This window comes from Psychrobacter sp. KCTC 72983 (genome assembly GCF_014280455.1).
Taxonomy (GTDB): domain Bacteria; phylum Pseudomonadota; class Gammaproteobacteria; order Pseudomonadales; family Moraxellaceae; genus Psychrobacter; species Psychrobacter pacificensis.
In genome coordinates this window covers 2,110,684-2,131,722 of the sequence record NZ_CP060390.1, presented here as the reverse complement: position 1 = coordinate 2,131,722, position 21,039 = coordinate 2,110,684, and the positions used below count along the sequence as shown (strand labels likewise).

Below are 21,039 nucleotides of genomic sequence, written 5' to 3'. Positions count from 1 at the left end.
GAAAATCATTCCTTAGCCGCAACACGCAGCGTTGAGTAAAATGGCTTGTCGTACTATTTACGTTTAACAAGGTTTTATGAAAAATAAATCAGCAACGATATGATAATGACAAATTGAATAAAGCAAATGCTGTGCCAAACCAATAAGGGATGACGTATGATCAGCGGTTCAGGGTCTCTGGTATTGTTACTATTATCGGGATTAAAGTCTTGTAAGAACTCGCCAATCGCTTGATACCTTGCCTGCGTACTAGAGTGTAGTGCACGCATCAACGCTTGCTGGCTGGTAGCGGGCACTCGGTTTTGACGCAGGCGCTCGGCAGGTACAACTAGTGAGGCGGATGGGTTCATCAACTCTTGCGAGCTAAATGGTAGCTCACCTGTAAGTAACTCATAACCAATCACGGCAATGGAAAACAAATCAGAATGCACGCCTTTTGGGGCATCGGTGTAATATTCTGGTGCAGCGTAGTGCAAATCGCCATTAGGAGGACGCGTACTGTCTTTTAGTATGGAGGAGCTAGCAGAGCCAAAGTCGATTAACTTGACCGCACCTGATTGAGTTAATAATATATTTTCAGGCTTGATATCTTGATGCAGTAGATAATTCCGATGCATCACACGGACCGCCATGCCGATCTTAGTGAGTAAATCGTAAGTTTGCCAAATATCACAAGGGGCTTGACGATCCATAAAAACTCGTAGGCTCTCCCCTTCGATATATTCCGTTAAATGATATAAATAAGTGCTACTGGCAGGCACTGGGTAGTAGCGCAAAAGCCCCGACGCATTAGACGCATTGAAAGTAGCATTCAGTTTTTTAGAGACATCACTGGTTAAAAGAGCGTCATGGGAGGATACGCTATTGGGGTTCACTTGATTGTAAGCGGGCTCTCCAATACGTTTGTGCTTGGACAGGCTCAAACCGATTTTACGTTCCTTTAAAAACTCACGTAGATAATGCCCATCAGCAATGACATTGAGACTTGGCGACTTCAAAACAAATGCATGCTGATCGTTATCCTCTACTAAATACACCTCACTGCGAGCCGTACGCGCGATGATTTTTTTGACCACAAAATTATCAATCTGTGCCCCTACTGCCAAGCCCGTTGGTAAGCGATAGTGATTGATATCCTGAGCGTGACTACTGTCGCTATCCACACCCTGATCAAGCGCAATGGCGTTGTCGGTTTCTCGGTGCGTTTTACTCTTTATGATTTCATCGTTCATACCCAGCATGATTACACTGAGATTATCGTGGCTACTCTCGCTAAAGGCGTGCTCACATAAACGCTGGCTCATCTGAAGATGGTCGATGATTTGATTGGGACATGCCACTGATTGGTGCATGGCCTGTACCGCAGCACACAGCTCAAACTGTAACTCTGCTGGCGTAATTGACTCATAAACCCCATCGGTCATGAGCGCCAAACACTCGTTTTGGTGCAAAGTGAACACAGATTGTTGCAGCTCCACTCGTGTGTCAGCACCGATAGCAGCAGACAGTGCTCCTTTATCCCGTCCGTGGTGGATATGATGGTCTTTGGTCAATAGCACCATACTGTCGATACCGATACGATAGATACGAGAGTCGCCTGTATGGAACAGATGAATACGGTCGCCTATGCATAGCAATCCTGATAAAGTCGATAATAAAGCTGGCAGGCGCTCATACGCTTGCGGGAAATAAAGCGCATCATTGGCTTGGTGCACCGCCTCCTTAATCACGATGGCAACTTGATCGTCATCAAAGCGGTGTAGTGGATTTGGCGATTGCTCTTGAGATTCGTTTGATATCTCATTTGCTTGCACCCTATCTGTCTGTACCATCTCTGCAAGTTTTGAGGTGATATGGTGTGTCACCGTGTTTATCACTGACTGACTGGCTTGTTTGGGAAACTGGCAAGCACTGACCCCATCAGCCATCAGCACCAATAAAGGCGCTGTAAAAGAGGGATGATCGCCACTATGCGCTGACGATGATGAAAAGGATGATAACGATGGAAACCCATAAGGTAGGCAGGTCGTTATGAGTAGGCTATCTTGATTATCAGCTTTGCGTCCTGCCATCGTACAAAAATCAGGCAGCCACAATGCAACGTCCGCATCATGGCTGCTTACTTGATTTGTTTGTTTAGGCGCTTGTTTGACGCTCTCATGCATAATTTAGCTCACTTGTATTTGAGCAAAGCTGCCATCTGGCATCTCTTCAATAATAACGCCTTCAGGCTCTTTTAATAAAAACAGTGCCAAGAAGCCAACCACAGCCGTTGCAGCAATCACAAAGAAAAACACCTGATACGATACCAGACTTAGTACAGTTAGATAGACCACTGACCCTACGTTACCGTAGGCGCCTGTCATCCCTGCAAACTGCCCGGTCATACTACGTTTAATCAAAGGAATCACAGCAAACACTGCTCCCTCACCCGCCTGTACAAAGAAAGAGCAGAACATAGTAATCAACAGCGCAAGTGCGATCGGCCATGAAGAGTCAACGATACCCATCAACAGATAACCAACAGCCAAACCTGCGGTGAGAATCAAAAGAGTGATTTTACGGCCGAATTTATCACTCAACCAGCCGCCGCCAGGACGCGACATCAGATTCATAAAGGCGTAGCTTGATGCCAAGACACCTGCCATGACAATCGATAAGTTAAAGGTTTCTTGATAGAAGAGTGGCAGCATAGAGACCACAGCCAACTCTGAGCCAAAAGTTGCAAAGTATAAAATATTCAAAATACCGACTTGCTTAAAGTCATATCGGTGAGCTTTTGGCACAGGTGTGGTAAATACTTCCTTATTAAAACGATAACTACTGATAAATTCATAAACATATAACACCACCAACGCAATATAGACAATGTTGACACTTGCCTGATTCAGCAAACTCACACCAGCTGGTGATAATTTCCACGCTAATAAGCCCAATGCCAAATACATAGGCAGTTTAAATATCATCATGAGCCAAAAGTCACCTGATGAAGTCACCATCATGGCACCAGATTTTTTAGGTTTGAAATATGTGGCACCCTTAGGGGTATCACGTACCATCTTATAAAAAATCACACTATAGAGCAGCATAACCAACCCTGAGGTAGCCGTTGCATAACGCCAACCTTCCTCACCGCCAAAGACAGCAGCGGCCGCAATAGCGACTGTCGGTAGTAGCAGTGCCGCGGCGGCAGAGCCGAAATTTCCCCAGCCCCCATAGATACCTTCAGCTGTACCCAGCTCATTGGCAGGAAACCAGTCACTCATGAGACGAATACCGACCACAAACCCTGCACCAACAAAACCCAATAAAAAGCGTGATAGGGCTAGCGTATTGTAGTCTTGTGCAAAAGCGAAGGTGAAACAGGGAATTGCCCCAATGGCTAAAATTGCAGTGTAAACAAGCCGAGGACCGAAGCGATCAGTCAACATACCGATGATGACTCGGGCTGGAATAGTCAAGGCAACATTTAATATCAATAAAGTTTTTACCTGGTCTTTGGTGAGGTTCAAGCTCTCCCCTATCGCAGATAAGAATGGCGCATGGTTAAACCATACAAAAAAGGTGAAAAAAAACGCCATCCACCCAAGATGGAGAATTTTGTTTTTACCGCTAAAAGAAAAGATATTCAGCTTGTTTTTATTTGGCACATCAGGTTTCGATGAAGGCATAGACGATTTCCTCAAATGGCTAACATTAAAGTTATAAAAACACGTTATGAGTCAGAAACTTATCAGTTGCGACCATTAAGAGAGTGCAATGGGTGTGCCAGCTGCAAATATAAAATTGAAATAGATATAAAACATCATCTTTTTTCATAGGGCTACGCTTTGTACCAGATGGCTCTAAAGGCATCCCAACTAAATAATATTGCTTAGATAAAACTAAGTTACCTCTCGGTTAAGTAAAGTAAGCGATGCGCCTTTAAAGTAATAACCAAAACCAATTTGGTGCATTTTTGTAACTATTTTGGTGCATAGGATGTAAATGACAATTGTCAAAAAGATTATATTAAGCAACTACTTACAACAGAAAATAGCATCAACAAAAGTACTGGCGCGACCTTATAAACTGGCAAGGCTACATGTCTTTTAACTATATAAGGGTTCGATAATTGAATGTCATTAATTGTGTTTGGCACGATTATTGAGGGCTTAATAGTTATAGGCATCTAAGTATTAACGACTATCTATCATTGAACCATCTAAAAATTAACTTGCGACTTTTGGATGGGACATTAGATGAAAGTATTTAAGCAAACCCATTACTGAGGATAGGCATATGAGTAGCACTATAGTAAGTACGATGAATAAAGCTAAATTAGCGGTGATTGGTAACGGTATGGTGGGACATCACTTTATCGAGCGAGCCATAGAGCAAGGCTTACACGATCAGTTTGAGATTCACGTATTTGCTGAAGAGGATCGCCCAGCTTATGACCGGGTGTATCTATCGAGCTATTTTGAACATAAAGATGTGAGTAAACTAAACTTAGTGGACTTGAGCAGGTATGAGGATGCGCAGATTCAGTTGCATCTCAATCAGCGAATCACAAACATCGATGCCGCCAATCAATGTATCAGCACGGAAGACGGTACCCAGATAGACTATGCTGAATTGGTATTAGCAACAGGCTCCTATCCGTTTGTGCCGCCAATTCCAGGGCGCGAGCATCCGCACTGTCATGTCTATCGTACGATTAAAGATTTGGATGATATTCTCAGTACTGCTGAGAAGCCAAAAGTCAAAAAAGGTGTCGTGGTCGGGGGTGGCCTGCTTGGCCTTGAGGCAGCCAAGGCCCTAGTCACACTAGGATTAGAGACTTACGTAGTCGAGTTTGCGCCTCAGCTGATGGGTGTACAGCTCGATGCTGCTGGCGGTGATATTTTAAAGCGTAAAATTGAAGGCCTTGGCGTCAAAGTACTAACAGGTAAAAATACTAAGGCCATTATCGACAATACCCTATCGGATGAAGCATCGTGTCATTTAACCATGCAGTTCGCTGATGATACCTCATTAGATACCGACATGATCGTCTTTAGTGCGGGTATTCGTCCGCAAGATGGCATTATCAAAAGCAACCCTGAATGCGGTATTGAAATCGGCACCCGTGGCGGTATTCTGATTGATGAAGCCTGCCGTACCAATGCCCCGAATGTATATGCCATTGGAGAGTGCGCCGTATGGGACAACACCGTTTTTGGCTTGGTCGCGCCAGGTTATAGCATGGCCAGTATTTGCGCCGCTCAAATTGCAGGCGATCACGCTCAGACCTTTACAGGCGCTGACATGAGCACCAAGCTCAAATTGATGGGTGTAGATGTGGGCAGTATCGGCGATGCGCACGGTGCAACAGAAAACAGTTTGAGCTATTTATACCAAAACCCTGCTGAGGGTATCTATAAAAAACTGGTAACCACAGCGGATAATAAGCGGCTACTGGGCGCTGTATTGGTAGGTGACACTGAGGATTACAACAATCTCTTGCAGCTATTTCTAAACGATATTGACCTGCCTACCCATCCTGAAAGCCTGATCCTACCCAACGTAGAAAAACCCACCATGGGTATCGAGAACCTGCCCGATAGCGCCACGATTTGCTCTTGTTACAACGTCACCAAAGGTGCTATTTGTGCCGCCGTTGAAGACGGTGCCTATACCATGGCAGAGGTAAAATCATGTACCAGTGCCGGTACAGGCTGTGGTGGCTGTGCGCCCATGGTGAAAGACACATTAGGTTATCAACTAACCGCGCTTGGTTTTGAAGTCAATAATGATCTGTGTGAGCACTTTGCTTACTCACGTCAGGAGTTGTATAGTTTGATTCGAGTACAAGGCATTAAGACATTTGATGCGCTATTAGATGAGCACGGTAGTGGTCATGGCTGCGAGATTTGCAAACCAACTGTCGCCTCTATTTTGGCGTCTTGCTGGAATGATTATGTACTCAAACCCGAACTCACGCCACTGCAAGACAGCAACGATTACTATCTAGGCAATATTCAAAAAGATGGCACTTATTCGGTCGTGCCGCGCGTGCCTGGCGGTGAAATCACTGCGGATAAACTCATCATACTCGGACAAGTCGCCAAAGAGTTCAATCTGTATACCAAAATCACTGGCGGTCAGCGCGTCGACTTATTTGGCGCACGTTTAGACCAACTGCCCGATATCTGGACCCAACTGGTAGATGCTGGGTTTGAGACAGGGCATGCTTATGGTAAATCTCTGCGTACAGTGAAATCTTGTGTGGGCAACAACTGGTGTCGCTACGGTGTCGATGACAGTGTGGGTTTAGCACTTAGACTAGAAGACCGCTACAAAGGAGTACGCTCACCACACAAAATAAAAATGGGCGTATCTGGATGTACCCGTGAGTGCGCTGAAGCGCAAAGCAAAGATTTTGGAATTATTGCCACTGAAAAAGGCTGGAATCTCTTTGTCTGCGGTAATGGTGGCATGACCCCGCGTCATGGCGAGCTATTCGCAACGGATCTTGATACGGATACAGTTGTCAAATATATCGACCGTATTATCATGTTTTATATCAAGACCGCAGATAAGCTTCAACGTACCTCTAAATGGCGCGAGAGCCTTGACGGTGGACTTGAGTATCTACAGGCCGTTATTATTGAGGACAGTTTAGGTATCGCTGAGGAGCTAGAGTCACAGATGCAACTCCTCATCGACAACTATGTTTGTGAATGGAAAGCCACCATTACTGATAGTGAAAAGCTCAAACGTTTCCGTCATTTTGTTAATAGTGAACAAGGCGATGACAATGTGGTATTCGTCACTGAGCGAGAGCAGATTCGCCCTGCAACCGATATGGAAAAGACGCAAATAAAAGTGACCGAATTGGCGTAATCTTAACGTGTCGGCGTCTATTAATATTAGACGCTAAATAATATTTTTTGTTATTGGTCTCATTTATATTTTACTATTAAGGATCTTCTGATGGCTCAGCTCACTGTGTGCAAAATCAATGATATTATTCCCGAAACAGGTGTCTGTGCGCTCGTAAACGGAAAACAAGTGGCTATTTTTTGTACCAAGCAGACACAGTTATTTGCGCTTGATAATTATGATCCGTTCAGTCAAGCCAACGTCTTGTCTAGAGGTCTGATTGGCGGCACGACTATTACCAACGAGGATGGCTCTGCTGAAAATGTGCTATATGTCGCCTCACCTATTTATAAGCAGCGCTTTAATCTTGTCACAGGTCAATGCTTAGATGATGAAAACATTATACTCGACACGTATAAAGTCGAGCTTGAGGGGAGCGATGTCATCGTAAAATATAACTAGGTATTTGTGTGTCTAGCACATACTACCTTCTAGACTATTTAAGCAGCCTTCGGCTTTAAGAGTCGAAGGCCGTTTTATTCTTCATCAAACCTTTTGTCATTCCCTAATAAATTAATAAAACTGATATCTGCTAGGAAGTTATCGATATTAAACAAGACTAGAAAAGCTATTTGTGACCATTTATAAATAAACACTAAAATGATAATGCACATTTATCACATAGGAGTAAGATATCTTGCTTTATTTTCTACAACCAATAACTGCACAGTAGATGTATAACAAAGTCTAAGCGCTTTTATCATCTTGAGCAATCAGCTTGAGCTCTATGTTGGTCCCCTGTACATACAAAGAAGATCTTGTAGATGCAACCCTCTCATAAAGTTAAGACTTCCTTATCGTATCGAATATTTTAGACCTTCATAATGGAACCACTCATATTATGTCACTGAATGGGTTGTCTCTATTACCGCTTATTTGTATACTTTATTGCTGCCATAGCAGACTTGAACAATATAGTTTTTATCATAAAACCAATTCATAACTCGTACTGCGCCCTGATGCTACGGATTTTTGCATCATATCCTGTAACTATCCCCTAAACTAACACAGCTCAAACGTAGAATTTCTTATAAAATACACATAAGGAGTTTTGATATGAGCAAACGAATGACTGAGACGCAAATAGTATCCATATTAAAAGAAGCAGAAGCTGGGATATCTGCTAAAGAGCTGTGCCGTAAATACGGGGTAGCTAGCTCGACATTTTACAAATGGAAGTCTAAATATGGCGGTATGGAAGCCTCTGATGTCAAGCGACTAAAAGAGCTTGAAGAAGAAAACCGTAGGCTTAAACAGATGTATGCTGATTTAAGCCTTAGAGCGCAGATGCAGGAAGAGATCATAAAAAAGCTATAGCGCCTGCCCTTGAGCGCAAAGTCTGGGCGCAAGAATTGCAGGCGCAGTATGGTGTTAGTATTGCATTGAGCTGTCAGGTGGTCTGTATGAGTCGAACCGCTTACTACTATAAGCCTAAGCTATCTGATGATAGTGAGATTATTGATGTCTTAAATGAGCTAACAGATAAGCACAATCGTTGGGGCTTCCCTAAGTGTTTTAAGCGTATACGCAAGCTTGGCTATTCATGGAATCATAAGCGAGTACACCGTGTTTATACCGCGTTAAACTTAAACCTACGCCGTAAGTCTAAAAGACGGCTACCAGCACGTAACCCCCAGCCGCTAAGTGTACCAAATACATTAGGTCATACTTGGTCTATGGACTTTATGAGCGATAAGCTGCATAACAATATTCGCTTTCGAACCTTTAATGTGATTGATGATTACAACCGTGAAGTACTCGGCATTGATATTGGTACCAGCATTCCATCACTCCGAGTAATTCGCTACCTTGACCAGCTAGCTGAGTGGCATGGCTATCCTAAGCAGATCCGTGTGGATAACGGCAGTGAGTTTACATCCAGCGTATTCACTGATTGGGCATCAGCTCATGGTGTCTATGTTGACTATATTGAGCCTGGCTGTCCTTATCAGAACGCTTACATTGAAAGGTTTAATCGCAGTTATCGCAATGAGGTTTTAGATTGCTACCTTTTCAACAATTTAAACGAGGTCAATATGCTGACTGAAGACTGGATCACGGTTTATAACACCGAAAGACCCCATGATTCACTTAATGATATGACACCTGCTGAGTACAGGCAGGTGGCTTAATTATTCTACGATGATGTTGTGTTAAGAATGGGGTATTTACAATCCTTCTCTATTAAATCATTAATATCTCTTAGTGCCGTGTCTATAGAACACTTAGTCATGGTCGCCCATTTTTTAGTGGTAAGTTTGCCATAAAAATCAGTCAGCAAAATATTTAACATCTTCACTTGCCTATCATTTAAAGCATGCTGTCGATGCGTCTGCCAAAAGCCTGCCTTATTGATAATTTTATCCGTGGTTTCTTGAGCTATAATGAGGGATTGCTCTAGCGTTTGCAAAAACCACACCAGCCAATCCGTGATATCTTTATCACCTTTTTGCGTACGTTCTAGTATTTTGTAATAGTCGTTGCGCTGTTTAAGAATTTGCGCTGACATACTATAAAAGCGTTGGGCACTGTTATCGCTTTTTGCCAGCATTCGTTCTGTGAGTGCTCGTGTTAGTCGTCCGTTTCCATCATCAAATGGATGCAGAGTCACAAACCATAAATTGAGCAACACCTGCTTTTATGACCAAATCTATATCGTCTTGCTTATTTGACGAAGTATTAAACCATAATAGAAACTTGTCTAGCTCATCTGGCAACCTATCTGCACTGGGGGCAGCAAAATGAACCTGCTCACGACCATACCCACCAGACACTACTTGCATTGGTCCTTTACTATCATCACGGATACTGCCTGCTTGAATACGATAAAGCCCACTATATCCATTTGGAAATAATGCTCGATGCCATCCGAGTAGATCATCTAATAATAACAGTTGTTGATAACGATAGGTGGCACTTAGCATCATCTCTACCATTGCATCGATCTCACGAGTAGTGGTTGGCATACTGGCATTATCCAGCCCTAAGTGCCGCGCAACTGAAGAACGAACCTGCTCATCATTTAGCGTCTCACCTTCTATCTCAGAAGTTTTGATAATCTCTAAGGTCACCGCATCTAATTGTGCCTCAACATTCAGATCGAACCCTAGTGTTAGTAGCTTTCCTAATAAACGGCCTTGTAATATCCGCACACGACTGACGAGTGGCAATAGCTTCTTTCTTGTCCGACCATTGCCATTCAGTCCAATTTGAGTGCTCATGAATATAAGTAGTATGCTTCATACGTTCCCCAGAGATATGCAGAGATTAGAACAGTAATCTCCTTATGTTATGCAGAGAATAAGCAGTAGAAACAATACGTAGAAATTCAAAAACGACAATAGCAGACGTAATAAGAATAGATTCTCAACGAACAAACATAGTTTTTTTGTTCTGAGAATGGCTTGAGTAGAGGTAAAAACACTATGAAAATACAGTGCCCAAATACGAGTTAAATTTTATATAATAGTAATTTACTTCCTATTTTTTTACTAGTTTAATAGACTTCTTGCATAAGTCATCGTCAGCCCTTGTAACTCTGTCAGTGGAAGTCAATGAACTGGTACTTTTGCAACAGATCTAATAACTATAGGTCAGTAAAATCAGTGTATGTAAGATAACGTCACTTCTTACATTTTCGTCGATCTACCTTGACATGGTAGAGGGTACTGCCTTTCATTCAAAATTTCAGGCAGCACCCTCATACATTTAAGCGTCGGTATGACCTGGTAGTTTACTAGCCAAAACATCTACTTTTTCAATAGACGGTGGCTCTGAAAATAGCTCATCGGCCTGATCCATCAAAGCAGCTGCAACCTTGCCAGATAAATGTGCTTGGCGACCCGCCTCATCAGGAAATGCATCAAAAATACCAAATGTTGTAGGTCCAAGACGTAGGCCAAACCACGCAACTGTCGCAGGTTCTTCCATTACAATAGGTAAACCGCCTTTAAGGAAAGCTTCCACTTCGTCTTCTTTACCCGGTTTAGCTTCAAGACGGACATATAAAGCTGTTTTAAGCATGACTAAAACTCCATAATTATTAGAATGAAAACTGATTCTGACATTCCTAATATATGCATGTCAGAAAGTTTTGTTGTATAAAAGTTAAAAAAAATTCCCCTAGCTGAGCCAAAATCTGGGTTTTTATTTCGACATAATGCTATTGTTGCAGAATTGCACCACATTCCACATTGTCTTCTAACGCTTTCTCAATCGCTTGCGGCTGACCTTTGATCTTTCTGACGCGTAGAAGAATCTTTTTTTGTCTTCAACCTCATTAGGCATCAGACCTCCTTATTTGCTAGCACTATTACTACAGTACCCATAGTATAAAAAAGCAATATTTTTTATAAACCTTAAAAATTTAGGTAGTGTTTCAAATGCAGTGATAAAATTATCCCATTGATTACTTGAAATTCGGGTAGAGTAAATACTTAACTGTTTCAACTAGCTACAAACCTGTTACACTTATGTTTTGAATCTACTTTCTATACTTGAAGTGTTAACAGACTCTATACAAAATCCGAGAAATATATGAGTGCAGAAGCCACATCTATCAACCTTTTATCCCCTGTCATACTGAGCTATGCTGAAGAAACCGTACAACTAAACTTGGTAAACTAAGCGTATTAACTGGAGTTTACCATGACCAAGAAAGTAAGAACCTACAGTGACGAATTTAAAGCAGAAGCCGTTAAGAAGATAGCAGACAATAACGGTAATGTTTCAGCCACAGCCAAGCAACTTGGCATAGCGATGCAAACGTTATCGAACTGGCAGAACAAAGCCAATCAAGGCAAGCTTATTGGCACAGAGCAATATGATCCTGATCTTATGAGTGCTCTTCAAGAAATAAAGCAGCTCAAGCGGCAGCTTAAAGTAGCTGAAGAGGAGCGCGAAATTCTAAAAAAGGCGACGGCGTACTTTGCAAAGCACAGCTAGTCAGGTACGCCTTTATCAAAGATAACCAGCACTTCTTTAGCATCACCACTATGTGCCGCGTGCTAAGTGTTAAGCATTCAAGTTACTACGACTGGCTGGGTCGTAATCTCAGCGACCAACAGATACATCGCAATCAGTGTGAACTACTGGTTAAAGTCGCTCATACTCAGACCAAGCAGTGCTATGGCGTAGATCGACTGCATGCCCACCTAAGAGCGCAAGGGTACGATATCAGCCAATATATGGTTAGGAGCATCAAAGAAGAATACGGCATTAAATGCCGTCTTCACAAGCGCTTTAAAGTCACCACTGACTCCGATCATAACAAGCTGGTTTATCCAAACGTGCTGGATCAGAAGTTTGATGCAAACCGTCCTAATGAAGTATGGGTAAGCGATATTACTTATATCTGGACTGCTGAGGGCTGGCTGTACTTGGCAGGCGTTAAAGATTTATACACCAAAGAGCTTGTTGGTTATGCGATCAACAAACGCATGACTGCTGATTTAGTATGCCGTGCACTCAATATGGCAATTAAAAATAAACGACCCAGCAAAGGGCTAATCGTTCACTCTGACAGAGGCAGCCAGTATTGCAGCCATGCCTACCACAAGATCGTTAAGCAGCATCAGTTTACAGGTTCAATGAGCGCTAAAGGTAATTGCTTCGACAATGCTCCAATAGAAAGCTTCTGGGGCGTCTTAAAGAATGAGCTGGTATATCACCAGGATTATAAGACTAGATTTACAGCTATCAACGATATCATTAGATACATCGAGCTGTACTACAACCAAACAAGGATTCAAAAGGGCTTGGGCTATAAATCGCCAAGACAGGTGTGGTTTGATTATTATCGTCAGGCTGCGTAACTAAAATCTCCCAAGTTTAACTGTACGGAATTGACAGCAGGGATCATACTGCTCACAGCGGCAGTGATTTCAGTCCCCTTAATCAAGCGCCTAGGATTAAGCTCGGTATTAGGATATTTAATTGCAGGATTAATTATTGGTCCATTTGGACTAGCGTTTTTCTACGATTCTGCGTCTATTCTGCATGTTGCTGAGCTTGGTATTGTGATGTATCTGTTTGTGATTGGACTAGAAATGCGTCCATCGTATTTATGGAGTTTAAGAAAAGAAATTTTTGGATTAGGCACATTACAGATTAGTGCCTGTTCATTGGGGTTAATGGCGGTAGGCTTGGCCTATGGCTATTCTTGGCAAGTGAGTTTTGTATGTGCTGCAGGCTTTGTACTCACCTCGACTGCAATTGTGATGCAACTTTTGGGAGATCGTGGAGACATTGCTCAACCACGAGGACAAAAAATTGTCTCGATCCTGCTGTTTGAAGATTTATTGATTGTCCCTTTATTGGCAATTGTCGCTTTTATCGCACCGAATCATGTTGTTGAAAGTACTTCTGCGCGTTTGCAGAGCATTGGGATTGGTTTAATATCAATTGCAGGTTTAATCGCTGCAGGCTATTGGTTGCTTAACCCTTTATTTCGCTTATTAGCCGCAGCCAAAGCCCGTGAAGTCATGACTGCAGCAGCACTCTTAGTGGTACTCGGCGCATCATTACTGATGCAAGTCAGTGGCTTATCGATGGCAATGGGAGCATTCCTTGCAGGGGTATTACTCTCCGAATCCACTTTTCGCCATGAGATTGAAGCAGATATTGAACCGTTTCGTGGCATATTGCTCGGATTATTTTTTCTAGGCGTCGGCATGTCATTAGACCTTAACGTCATAAAAAATAACTGGGCGTTAATCTTAAGTGCTGTAATTCTGCTGATGTTTGTCAAAGCATCCATCATTTATCTGACTGCACGCCTGACCAAAAGTTCACACTCTGAAGCACTTGATCGCGCATTACTAATGGCTCAAGGGGGGGAGTTTGCTTTTGTACTCTTTGCTGCCGCCTTGAGTGCCCAAATCATTAGTGCTGAGGAAAGCTCAAACCTGACTGCAATTGTAATCTTGTCGATGATTTTGACCCCCATCATAGGCATTCTGTTTGAACGTTTTATCCAAACTAAAGAACAAACTTCTTTAGAAAATGTCCGTATTGCTGAAGGACTTTCTGGAAAAGTACTGATGATTGGTTTCGGTCGTTTTGGACAAGTCTCCAGTCAATTATTGCTTGCTCGAGGCATTGATGTGTCCATCATTGATAATGATATCGACATGATTCAAAACGCTGAAAGATTTGGATTTAAAATTTATTATGGCGATGGTTCTCGTTTAGATATTTTACATGCCTCTGGAGCAGATACGGCTGAAGCCATTGTTGTTTGCGTAGACCACAAAGAAACGACGAATAAGATCGTAGAGTTGGTGCAAAATGAATTTCCTATGGCCAAGTTACTGGTTCGCTCTTATGACCGTGAGCATGCGCTGCATTTAGTAAAGCAAAATGTAGATTACATGATTCGCGAAACCTTCGAGTCGGCAATGCTATTTGGCGGTGCAATTTTAGAAGAGCTGGGTGTTGACCAGAGTAATATTGAAGAAATTAGCCAAGAAATCCGAGAACTAGACAAAAAACGTTTTGGAACTGAAATTGCAGCAGATGATGTCTATGCTGGTATCGGCTTGCAATATACAGGACCGCGTCCGACTGCACCTTTAATTAAACCAAAGCACACAGGGCAAATTCTGAATGAAGATGGCACTCAACAATAATTTCACGTATTAAACCCAAATAAAAAAGAGGTCTGTGTAGATCTCTTTTTTTTTGGTAAGCATCTGCTGAACCCCACTTCTTTAGTGAGCAGATAATATTTATTATTCATTATTTAGGAATTATTAAATCCTATAAATATCATTTATTGGATTAATTTACTTTGGTATTGTGCATATCATTCCCCAGTTAAGAATAAGGAACAACTATGAATAAGATGATGAATGCGCTTATCCTAGAAAATTTTGGTGATCATAAATTTAAACGTGTAGAACTCCCTATACCTCAACCAGAGGCTGGGCAAGTTCTAGTACGTATTCATGCCAGTGGTGTAAACCCTATTGATTATAAAATTCGTCTTGGTGAAGCAACATATGCTACGCCAGAGCTTCCTGCCGTGTTGGGAACGGATATGGCTGGGGTTGTAACTGCTGTTGGTGAGGGTGTCACTCACTTCAACGTCGGAGATGAAGTTTACGGTCTGATTGGTGGCGTTCGTGGTCTTCAAGGATCTTTAGCAGAATATGTTGCAGCAGATGCTGATCTGATCGCATTAAAGCCACGGAATATCTCTATGCGCGAGGCAGCAGTACTACCATTGACGTTCCTCACCGCTTGGGAGGGTTTGGTGGATAATGCGAAGGTCCAACCAGGGCAAACTGTACTGGTTCAAGGTGGTGCTGGTGGCGTTGGTTATATGGCGGTTCAGCTTGCAAAAGCACTTGATGCAAATGTTTGGGCGACTGGTCGTACAGCTGATCAATCACTGATTTCAGAACTCGGTGCAACACCTCTCGATTACACAACAGCATCTTCCGATGACATTATTGCTGCAAGCCCTGAGGGTCAAGGTTTTAACATTGTTTATGACACTGTGGGTGGTCCTGTACTCGAAGCGTCACTTTCCATGACGACTCACTATGGCCACATCACCAGCTGTGCTGCATTTGGCAATCATAATTTAGCGAATTCATCTCTACGGTGTGCCACAGTGTCTGGCGTATTCGTCCTAATGCCGACGTTAACAGGCAATCGCCGTTCTCATCATGGTGATGTCCTTAAGACCGCGACTCGTCTCGTTGAGGAAGGTAAACTGCGTGCTATTGTTGATCCTCGTCATTTTACTCTAGACCAAGCGATTGAGGCTCATGATGCTGTTCAAGATCGCTCTGCCAATATTAAGGTAGTTATCGATGTCATTTAACGCACTTCAGGCCAAAACTTGGCGCTTCAATTGTATTGGAGATACAGATGTTCTGACATTAGAAACACTTCCTGTTGCTTTACCAGCCGCAGGAGAAGTTCTAATCCAGATGAAAACGATCGGACTCAACCGGGCTGATGTAATGTTTCGGCGTGGTACTTATATTCAAAAGGCAGTATTCCCTTCTCGTCTGGGATATGAGGGAGCAGGCATAGTTCTTGCGGTAGGTGAAGGTGTACGCCAATTTTCTCCAGGAGATGCAGTATCGATTCTTCCGACTGACAATCTAGCCAAATATGGGACATATGCGGACAAGCTTCTGATTCCAGAAACTTTTTTAGTTCACAAACCCGATAGTTTAAGCTGGGAAGAAGCTTCTTCAATCTGGATGCAGTATTTGACGGCTTGGGGTGGTGTAATCCATGCTGGTGGATTATCGAAAGGAAAAACGATCTTCATCACAGCAGCTTCAAGTAGCGTAGGACTAGCTGCGATACAGATAGCTGAAGCAGCGGGAGCTAAGGTTATTGCAAGTACACAGACGATAGAGAAAAAGCAACGTTTACTGGATCTTGGTGTTAAAGATGTTATAGCCAGTGAAGACGAACCAGATTTGTATGAGGCGCTTGTTTTACGTTTAGGTGGAGAACATCTTGATGTCGCCTTCGATGCTGTAGGAGGGCCGCATATTGAACAGATTGCAAAAGCGATGTCTGTGGGAGGAACTATGGTTATGCATGGTGCGCTTAGCCCGGAGAACACACCATTTCCCCTTAAAATTGCATTACGCAAGAGCTTAACCATGCGAGGTTTTTTGTTCCTTGAGGTTCTCCATGACCCTGTTCTAAGGGAGCAAGCCAGACGATTTATTCTGAGCAGTATAGGTGCAGGATATCTTCGTCCAGTGATCGACCGTTGCTTTAACTTTGAGGACATGCATGACGCTCAACGCTATCTTGAATCAAATCAGCAAATAGGAAAAATTGTAGTTACTCTAGATACATGATGGTCTTATCTGATTTAGGTTTCTATATGGCCCAGCACTTCCACTAAGTAATCAAACAATGCTCGGATTCGCAAAGGTGTCGGGCCCCGCTGTGGACGATATAAATACAGACGCCAAACGGGAGAGGTTTCCTCATGAAGTATATGAATGAGCTTACCACTCCTAAGCCACGGCAAAACTAGAAATCCAGGCATGTGTCCGAATCCAACTCCAGCGAGAATAGCTTGAAATTCAGCTTCTAGATCATCTGTAATAAAACGGGGCTTTGATGGCGTAAAGCTTCGACTTTCGGTGAATGTCCATGGCCAGTAACGCCCTGTTTTATGATCGAATAGTGCTGTTAGAGGGTATTTATCAAGGTCAATAATTTTTTTGGGCATTCCAACCTTATCAATTAACTCTGGCGTACCAACAGAATAAAATTTCACTTTAGCCAATTCCCTTGCCACATATCGATTGTCCGGCAAAAATCCAAATCTGATCCCGATATCTATCCGCTCATCGATCACATCCGAGTGTGAGTCTGTTAGCACACAATCCACGACAATATCTGGATAACGTGTGGCAAATTCTGCTAGTGCAGGTACTACCAATTTACGCCCTAACACAGACGACACAGTAAGGCGGACAGTCCCACGCATTTCATCTCGTTTTTCCTTGGTGTCTTTTACAAGCAAAGCATCGATCGATTCCACTGCAAGACGTGCTTGCTTTGCCAGACGCTCACCATCAGCGGTAATTTTAATTTGTCGAGTACTCCTGTAAAACAGAATCTCTCCGCGCTGCTCTTCTAGCTCTTTTATTGCCCGTGTCACTACCTGAGGGGAAATACCCAACTGAGTTGCTGCCTCTTTAAAATTTCGAGACTCTGCTGCGACACAAAAGATACGCATCATTTCCAATTTGTTCTGCATGTCCAAACCTGTGTTATGGTAATTATTCCGAAAATAGGAATTCTGAAAGATAATATTATTCATTTATTATACCTAACAAGGCTGCAATACTTAACCCTCCAATATAATTGACAGATAGGTTAAAGGTTACTTGTATGAATAATATAGAAAATAAAGTTATTGTTATCACTGGTGCAAGTAGTGGTTTAGGTGAAGCTACTGCTCGCTTACTTGCTAAAAAAGGTGCAAAGGTTGTCATTGGTGCTAGACGTACTGAAAAATTAGAGGCTATTGTTCAAGACATTCGTGCTGAAGGTGGTCAAGCTGAATTTATTGGTGTGGATGTAACCAAGCCAAATGAAGTGCAAGCACTTATTGAAAAGGCATTAAGCGCATTTGGTCAAATCGATGTATTGGTAAACAATGCTGGATTGATGTCTATTGCACCATTAAGTGAGTTAAAAGTTGATGAATGGGATCGTATGATCGACATTAATATTAAAGGTGTTCTTTATGGTATAGCAGCTACCCTACCTGTTTTCCAAAAACAAAACTTTGGACACTTTATTAACCTCTCATCTGTTGCAGGGGTAAAAGTATTTAGTCCAGGAGGTACTGTTTATAGCGGTACTAAGTTTGCTGTAAGAGCCATCTCAGAAGGCCTTCGTCATGAAGTTGGAGAAACAATTAGAACGACTACTATTGAGCCTGGTGCAATTGAGTCAGAACTAAAATTCGGTTCTTCTCATAAAGAGAGTTCAGAGTTTGTTACTGATTTCTACAAACAAGCCATACCATCTGACTCAGTCGCTCGAGCAATTGCTTATGCAATTGAACAGCCTGCGGATGTAGATATTAATGAGATTGTTTTGCGCCCAACGAGCCAAGAGTTTTAATGATTGAATAACATAAAATGGGAGCACTTCGCTCCCATTTTTACTCTATTTTTTTAAAGCTGAGGACAAATCTATGAAAGCCGTATCTTATGTTATAAACAACCATGATGATTTTAAAAATTCATTGGTAGATATTGAAAAAGCGAAGCCTACGCTTAAAGAGCGTGATGTACTGGTAAAAGTTCAGACAATCTCTGTGAATCCAGTTGATACCAAAGTGAGAAAAAATTCGTCTGAAGCAAATAATCGTATTTTAGGTTGGGATGCCGTTGGGGAAATTATTGAAGTTGGCTCAAAAGTTACCTCGTTTAAAGTAGGAGATTCTGTTTGGTATGCTGGCGATTTAACCCGAGATGGTAGTAATGCTGAGTATCAAGCAGTCGATGAACGAATTATCAGTCTTAAACCAACTACAGTATCTAATGCAGAAGCAGCAGCATTGCCATTAACTGCCATAACGGCGTGGGAAATGCTGTTTGATCGGCTTCAAATTTCAGAAACAGAAGTTGGCAGTATTTTAATTATTGGTGGTGCAGGCGGTGTAGGATCAATCGCTATCCAACTCCTAAAAGCAAAAACAAATCTAACTGTTATAGCAACAGCGTCACGTGAAGAAACGAAATCTTGGGTGGAATCACTTGGTGCCGACCATGTCATTGATCATAGCAAAGATTTAAATGCACAAATCGAGACACTAGGCATTGCAAAACCAAAATACGTATTCTCTACAAATCATACAGAAACCTATATCGAGCAAATAGTTTCTCTGATTGCACCACAAGGCAAGCTTGGATTGATCGATGATCCACAAACCTTTGATATTGTGCCGTTTAAGACTAAATCTATTTCTATCCATTGGGAGTTGATGTTCACCCGTTCAATGTATGAAACCGATGATATTGAAAAGCAAGGTGATCTATTGCAACAGGTTGCCCAATTGGTTGACCAGCAAAAAATTAGAAGTACGCTTAACCAAAATCTAGGCAATATTAACGCTGCAAACTTGGAAAAAGCACATAAGTTACTTGAATCAGGCAAGTCAAAAGGCAAAATTGTACTAGAAAACTTCTAAAACAAATTCAAGGTGAAATGATGACTATTTCAATAATTGCGAACTTTAAGGCAAAATCAGATCTTAGATTAACACACCAAGTGCAACGCTAATTAATATTATAGAACGCCTGCATAGGCGTTTTAAACCCTAATCGTTTTCTTGGTCTGTTGTTTAGTTTGTTCTCAATGTCCTGTATTTCATTATCAGAGACTTGTCTAAAGTCACAACCCTTAGGCAAGTACTCTCTGATAAGGCCATTGGTATTCTCGTTGGTTCCTCGCTGCCATGACGCATAAGCATCGGCAAAGAAGAAAGGGCTAAAGAGCTTTTGTTTCACCTTCTTATGCTGAGCAAACTCTTTACCATTGTCAGAGGTAATGGTCTTAACCTGCAACCTCACTGGCGCTAAGAGTTCTATCATTGCCTCTGATACTTGCTGTGCTGTTTTATGACCCACACGCTTCATCTTCAGCAGCCCCGTTTTACGTTCAACGAGCGTGACAATCGCTTGCTTGTGATGCTGACCGATAACGGTATCCGCTTCCCAATCTCCAATACGTGAGCGTTCTTCAACAATACAAGGGCGCTCATGAATCGAGACTCTGTCATTGATACGGCCTCGAGTCTCAGCGGTTAGACGCTGCCGGTATGGTTTTCCTTTACGTCTGAGACACTGCCACAATGTACCGCCCTGCCTCTTATCACGCCAAATATAGCGATAAATGCTCATATGACTGATACCAGCATGAACGCCAGATATTTGCTCAGGACTCCAGTTCTCTTTAAGCTTGTCTGTCACCCATGCCCAGAGGTCAGTCACAATAGTTGTGGCGTTGTTAGCCCGTCTGTCACAAGCCTTGTTATTAGCATGCTTTGCTCGGTAACCTCGTAGGCTTTTATTACGCCTAAGCTCTCTTGATATGGTACTGGGACTTCTGTTTAACACCCTCGCTATAAAATTAATACTATGTTTTGCCCCTTTAAGGGCATAAATCTGGTATCGTTCACCTAGGCTTAGATGTGTATAGCTCATGGTTGCAATCTCACTTTGGTCGGTGGATAAAAACTTTGATGCTAGCGCATCTAGGTCTTTTTTTCACCTTGCATTTGGTATTGCACTTCATGTGTTAATCTAAGGATCAAAAAGAGACGTTAGAAGCACTTTTAAAAAGTGTAATAGAGCCTACGCTTCAAGAAGAAGGGTGCTTGAAATATGAGCTTTATATTAGCGAAAATGACTCGAGTAGATATTTTTTCTTAGAAGAATGGCGTAGCAGGGAGGATTTAGATATCCATATGGCCACTGATTATATTCAAAGTTTATTTAGTAATATCCAATCGCTCATTGAATCAAGTGATATTGTAGAAATCAAAAAAATATAGCTGTATAGTCAATCCACTATAAAAGCGTTACAGCGTTAACCTTGCTTGAAGTATGACAGATACATCTGCAC

Annotated in this window: 16 protein-coding genes and 2 pseudogenes; 10 read left to right on the top strand and 8 right to left on the bottom strand. The window is 42.3% G+C overall.

Going from position 1 to position 21,039, the window contains the following annotated elements; translation table 11 throughout:
• Positions 1-74 precede the first annotated feature (74 nt).
• Both PSBA01_RS09235 and PSBA01_RS09230 read right to left on the bottom strand, forming a co-directional pair.
• The gene (locus PSBA01_RS09235) at positions 75-2,165 is read right to left on the bottom strand and encodes a bifunctional protein-serine/threonine kinase/phosphatase (protein ID WP_228724552.1); all 2,091 of its coding nucleotides are present in this window, start codon (positions 2,163-2,165) and stop codon (positions 75-77) included.
• Between the two features lie 3 nt (positions 2,166-2,168).
• Complete coding sequence (locus tag PSBA01_RS09230; RefSeq protein WP_186474047.1) at positions 2,169-3,671, bottom strand: NarK family nitrate/nitrite MFS transporter; 1,503 nt, start codon at positions 3,669-3,671, stop codon at positions 2,169-2,171.
• 610 nt (positions 3,672-4,281) lie between these two features.
• Here PSBA01_RS09230 and nirB point away from each other — a divergent pair.
• From nirB to PSBA01_RS09215, 3 genes are all read left to right on the top strand, one after another.
• Positions 4,282-6,867, top strand: coding sequence for a nitrite reductase large subunit NirB (gene nirB / locus PSBA01_RS09225; RefSeq protein WP_323970054.1), 2,586 nt, complete (start codon positions 4,282-4,284; stop codon positions 6,865-6,867).
• A 90-nt stretch (positions 6,868-6,957) separates the two neighbouring features.
• Complete coding sequence (nirD, locus tag PSBA01_RS09220) at positions 6,958-7,308, top strand: nitrite reductase small subunit NirD (RefSeq protein ID WP_186474045.1); 351 nt, start codon at positions 6,958-6,960, stop codon at positions 7,306-7,308.
• 654 nt (positions 7,309-7,962) lie between these two features.
• Positions 7,963-9,038 (top strand): IS3 family transposase gene (locus PSBA01_RS09215; RefSeq protein ID WP_416383502.1). Its coding sequence is split into 2 segments (ribosomal slippage): positions 7,963-8,218 and positions 8,218-9,038, totalling 1,077 coding nucleotides; the frame shifts between segments, so codons are not numbered across the junction.
• Positions 9,039-9,043: 5 nt separating this feature from the next.
• Here PSBA01_RS09215 and PSBA01_RS13290 read toward each other — a convergent pair.
• From PSBA01_RS13290 to PSBA01_RS09200, 4 genes and pseudogenes are all read right to left on the bottom strand, one after another.
• Positions 9,044-9,415, bottom strand: a complete 372-nt coding sequence (locus PSBA01_RS13290) for a Fic family protein (protein ID WP_228724688.1) — start codon at positions 9,413-9,415, stop codon at positions 9,044-9,046.
• A gap of 82 nt (positions 9,416-9,497) precedes the next feature.
• Positions 9,498-10,127, bottom strand: a complete 630-nt coding sequence (locus PSBA01_RS13285) for a DUF4172 domain-containing protein (RefSeq protein WP_267448023.1) — start codon at positions 10,125-10,127, stop codon at positions 9,498-9,500.
• A 487-nt stretch (positions 10,128-10,614) separates the two neighbouring features.
• Positions 10,615-10,929: a putative quinol monooxygenase gene (locus PSBA01_RS09205; protein ID WP_058024906.1), complete on the bottom strand. Its 315-nt coding sequence runs from the start codon at positions 10,927-10,929 to the stop codon at positions 10,615-10,617.
• Positions 10,930-11,071: 142 nt separating this feature from the next.
• Positions 11,072-11,193: pseudogene (locus PSBA01_RS09200) on the bottom strand (metal-sensing transcriptional repressor); the annotation flags it as partial.
• Positions 11,194-11,553: 360 nt separating this feature from the next.
• On the opposite strand from PSBA01_RS09200, the gene PSBA01_RS09195 reads away from it, so the two are divergent.
• From PSBA01_RS09195 to PSBA01_RS09180, 4 genes are all read left to right on the top strand, one after another.
• A protein-coding gene (locus tag PSBA01_RS09195) for an IS3 family transposase (protein ID WP_093068646.1) occupies positions 11,554-12,719 on the top strand; the annotation gives its coding sequence in 2 pieces (ribosomal slippage) (positions 11,554-11,812 and positions 11,812-12,719; 1,167 coding nt in all).
• A gap of 30 nt (positions 12,720-12,749) precedes the next feature.
• The gene (locus tag PSBA01_RS09190; protein WP_186474043.1) at positions 12,750-14,534 is read left to right on the top strand and encodes a monovalent cation:proton antiporter-2 (CPA2) family protein; all 1,785 of its coding nucleotides are present in this window, start codon (positions 12,750-12,752) and stop codon (positions 14,532-14,534) included.
• 206 nt (positions 14,535-14,740) lie between these two features.
• Positions 14,741-15,736 (top strand): zinc-dependent alcohol dehydrogenase family protein, encoded by a 996-nt coding sequence (locus tag PSBA01_RS09185; protein WP_186474041.1) that lies wholly within the window; start codon positions 14,741-14,743, stop codon positions 15,734-15,736.
• Positions 15,726-16,742 (top strand): zinc-dependent alcohol dehydrogenase family protein, encoded by a 1,017-nt coding sequence (locus tag PSBA01_RS09180; protein WP_186474040.1) that lies wholly within the window; start codon positions 15,726-15,728, stop codon positions 16,740-16,742. The genes PSBA01_RS09185 and PSBA01_RS09180 overlap by 11 nt, the downstream gene beginning before the upstream one ends.
• Before the next feature lie 14 nt (positions 16,743-16,756).
• On the opposite strand, the gene PSBA01_RS09175 is transcribed toward PSBA01_RS09180, so the two are convergent.
• The gene (locus tag PSBA01_RS09175) at positions 16,757-17,656 is read right to left on the bottom strand and encodes a LysR family transcriptional regulator (RefSeq protein WP_186475500.1); all 900 of its coding nucleotides are present in this window, start codon (positions 17,654-17,656) and stop codon (positions 16,757-16,759) included.
• Between the two features lie 134 nt (positions 17,657-17,790).
• On the opposite strand from PSBA01_RS09175, the gene PSBA01_RS09170 reads away from it, so the two are divergent.
• Together PSBA01_RS09170 and PSBA01_RS09165 are read left to right on the top strand one after the other, a co-directional pair.
• Positions 17,791-18,531, top strand: coding sequence for an SDR family oxidoreductase (locus tag PSBA01_RS09170; protein ID WP_186474039.1), 741 nt, complete (start codon positions 17,791-17,793; stop codon positions 18,529-18,531).
• Between the two features lie 73 nt (positions 18,532-18,604).
• The gene (locus tag PSBA01_RS09165) at positions 18,605-19,603 is read left to right on the top strand and encodes a zinc-binding alcohol dehydrogenase family protein (RefSeq protein ID WP_186474038.1); all 999 of its coding nucleotides are present in this window, start codon (positions 18,605-18,607) and stop codon (positions 19,601-19,603) included.
• An 88-nt stretch (positions 19,604-19,691) separates the two neighbouring features.
• Here PSBA01_RS09165 and PSBA01_RS09160 read toward each other — a convergent pair whose 3' ends face one another.
• Positions 19,692-20,618: an IS30 family transposase gene (locus PSBA01_RS09160; protein WP_025643743.1), complete on the bottom strand. Its 927-nt coding sequence runs from the start codon at positions 20,616-20,618 to the stop codon at positions 19,692-19,694.
• Positions 20,619-20,722: 104 nt separating this feature from the next.
• On the opposite strand from PSBA01_RS09160, the pseudogene PSBA01_RS09155 reads away from it, so the two are divergent.
• A pseudogene (locus PSBA01_RS09155) lies at positions 20,723-20,968 on the top strand (putative quinol monooxygenase); the annotation flags it as partial.
• Positions 20,969-21,039: the final 71 nt, after the last annotated feature.

What these genes read in the sequence shown, in the direction of transcription:
- PSBA01_RS09235 (WP_228724552.1), bottom strand. Translation starts at nt 2,165, where the DNA reads ATGCATGAGAGCGTCAAACAAGCGCCTAAACAAACAAATCAAGTAAGC.
- nirD (WP_186474045.1), top strand. Translation starts at nt 6,958, where the DNA reads ATGGCTCAGCTCACTGTGTGCAAAATCAATGATATTATTCCCGAAACA.
- PSBA01_RS09165 (WP_186474038.1), top strand. Translation starts at nt 18,605, where the DNA reads ATGAAAGCCGTATCTTATGTTATAAACAACCATGATGATTTTAAAAAT.
- PSBA01_RS13290 (WP_228724688.1), bottom strand. Translation starts at nt 9,415, where the DNA reads ATGTCAGCGCAAATTCTTAAACAGCGCAACGACTATTACAAAATACTA.
- PSBA01_RS09185 (WP_186474041.1), top strand. Translation starts at nt 14,741, where the DNA reads ATGAATAAGATGATGAATGCGCTTATCCTAGAAAATTTTGGTGATCAT.
- PSBA01_RS13285 (WP_267448023.1), bottom strand. Translation starts at nt 10,127, where the DNA reads ATGAGCACTCAAATTGGACTGAATGGCAATGGTCGGACAAGAAAGAAG.
- PSBA01_RS09205 (WP_058024906.1), bottom strand. Translation starts at nt 10,929, where the DNA reads ATGCTTAAAACAGCTTTATATGTCCGTCTTGAAGCTAAACCGGGTAAA.
- PSBA01_RS09175 (WP_186475500.1), bottom strand. Translation starts at nt 17,656, where the DNA reads ATGCAGAACAAATTGGAAATGATGCGTATCTTTTGTGTCGCAGCAGAG.
- PSBA01_RS09230 (WP_186474047.1), bottom strand. Translation starts at nt 3,671, where the DNA reads ATGCCTTCATCGAAACCTGATGTGCCAAATAAAAACAAGCTGAATATC.
- nirB (WP_323970054.1), top strand. Translation starts at nt 4,282, where the DNA reads ATGAGTAGCACTATAGTAAGTACGATGAATAAAGCTAAATTAGCGGTG.
- PSBA01_RS09180 (WP_186474040.1), top strand. Translation starts at nt 15,726, where the DNA reads ATGTCATTTAACGCACTTCAGGCCAAAACTTGGCGCTTCAATTGTATT.
- PSBA01_RS09170 (WP_186474039.1), top strand. Translation starts at nt 17,791, where the DNA reads ATGAATAATATAGAAAATAAAGTTATTGTTATCACTGGTGCAAGTAGT.
- PSBA01_RS09160 (WP_025643743.1), bottom strand. Translation starts at nt 20,618, where the DNA reads ATGAGCTATACACATCTAAGCCTAGGTGAACGATACCAGATTTATGCC.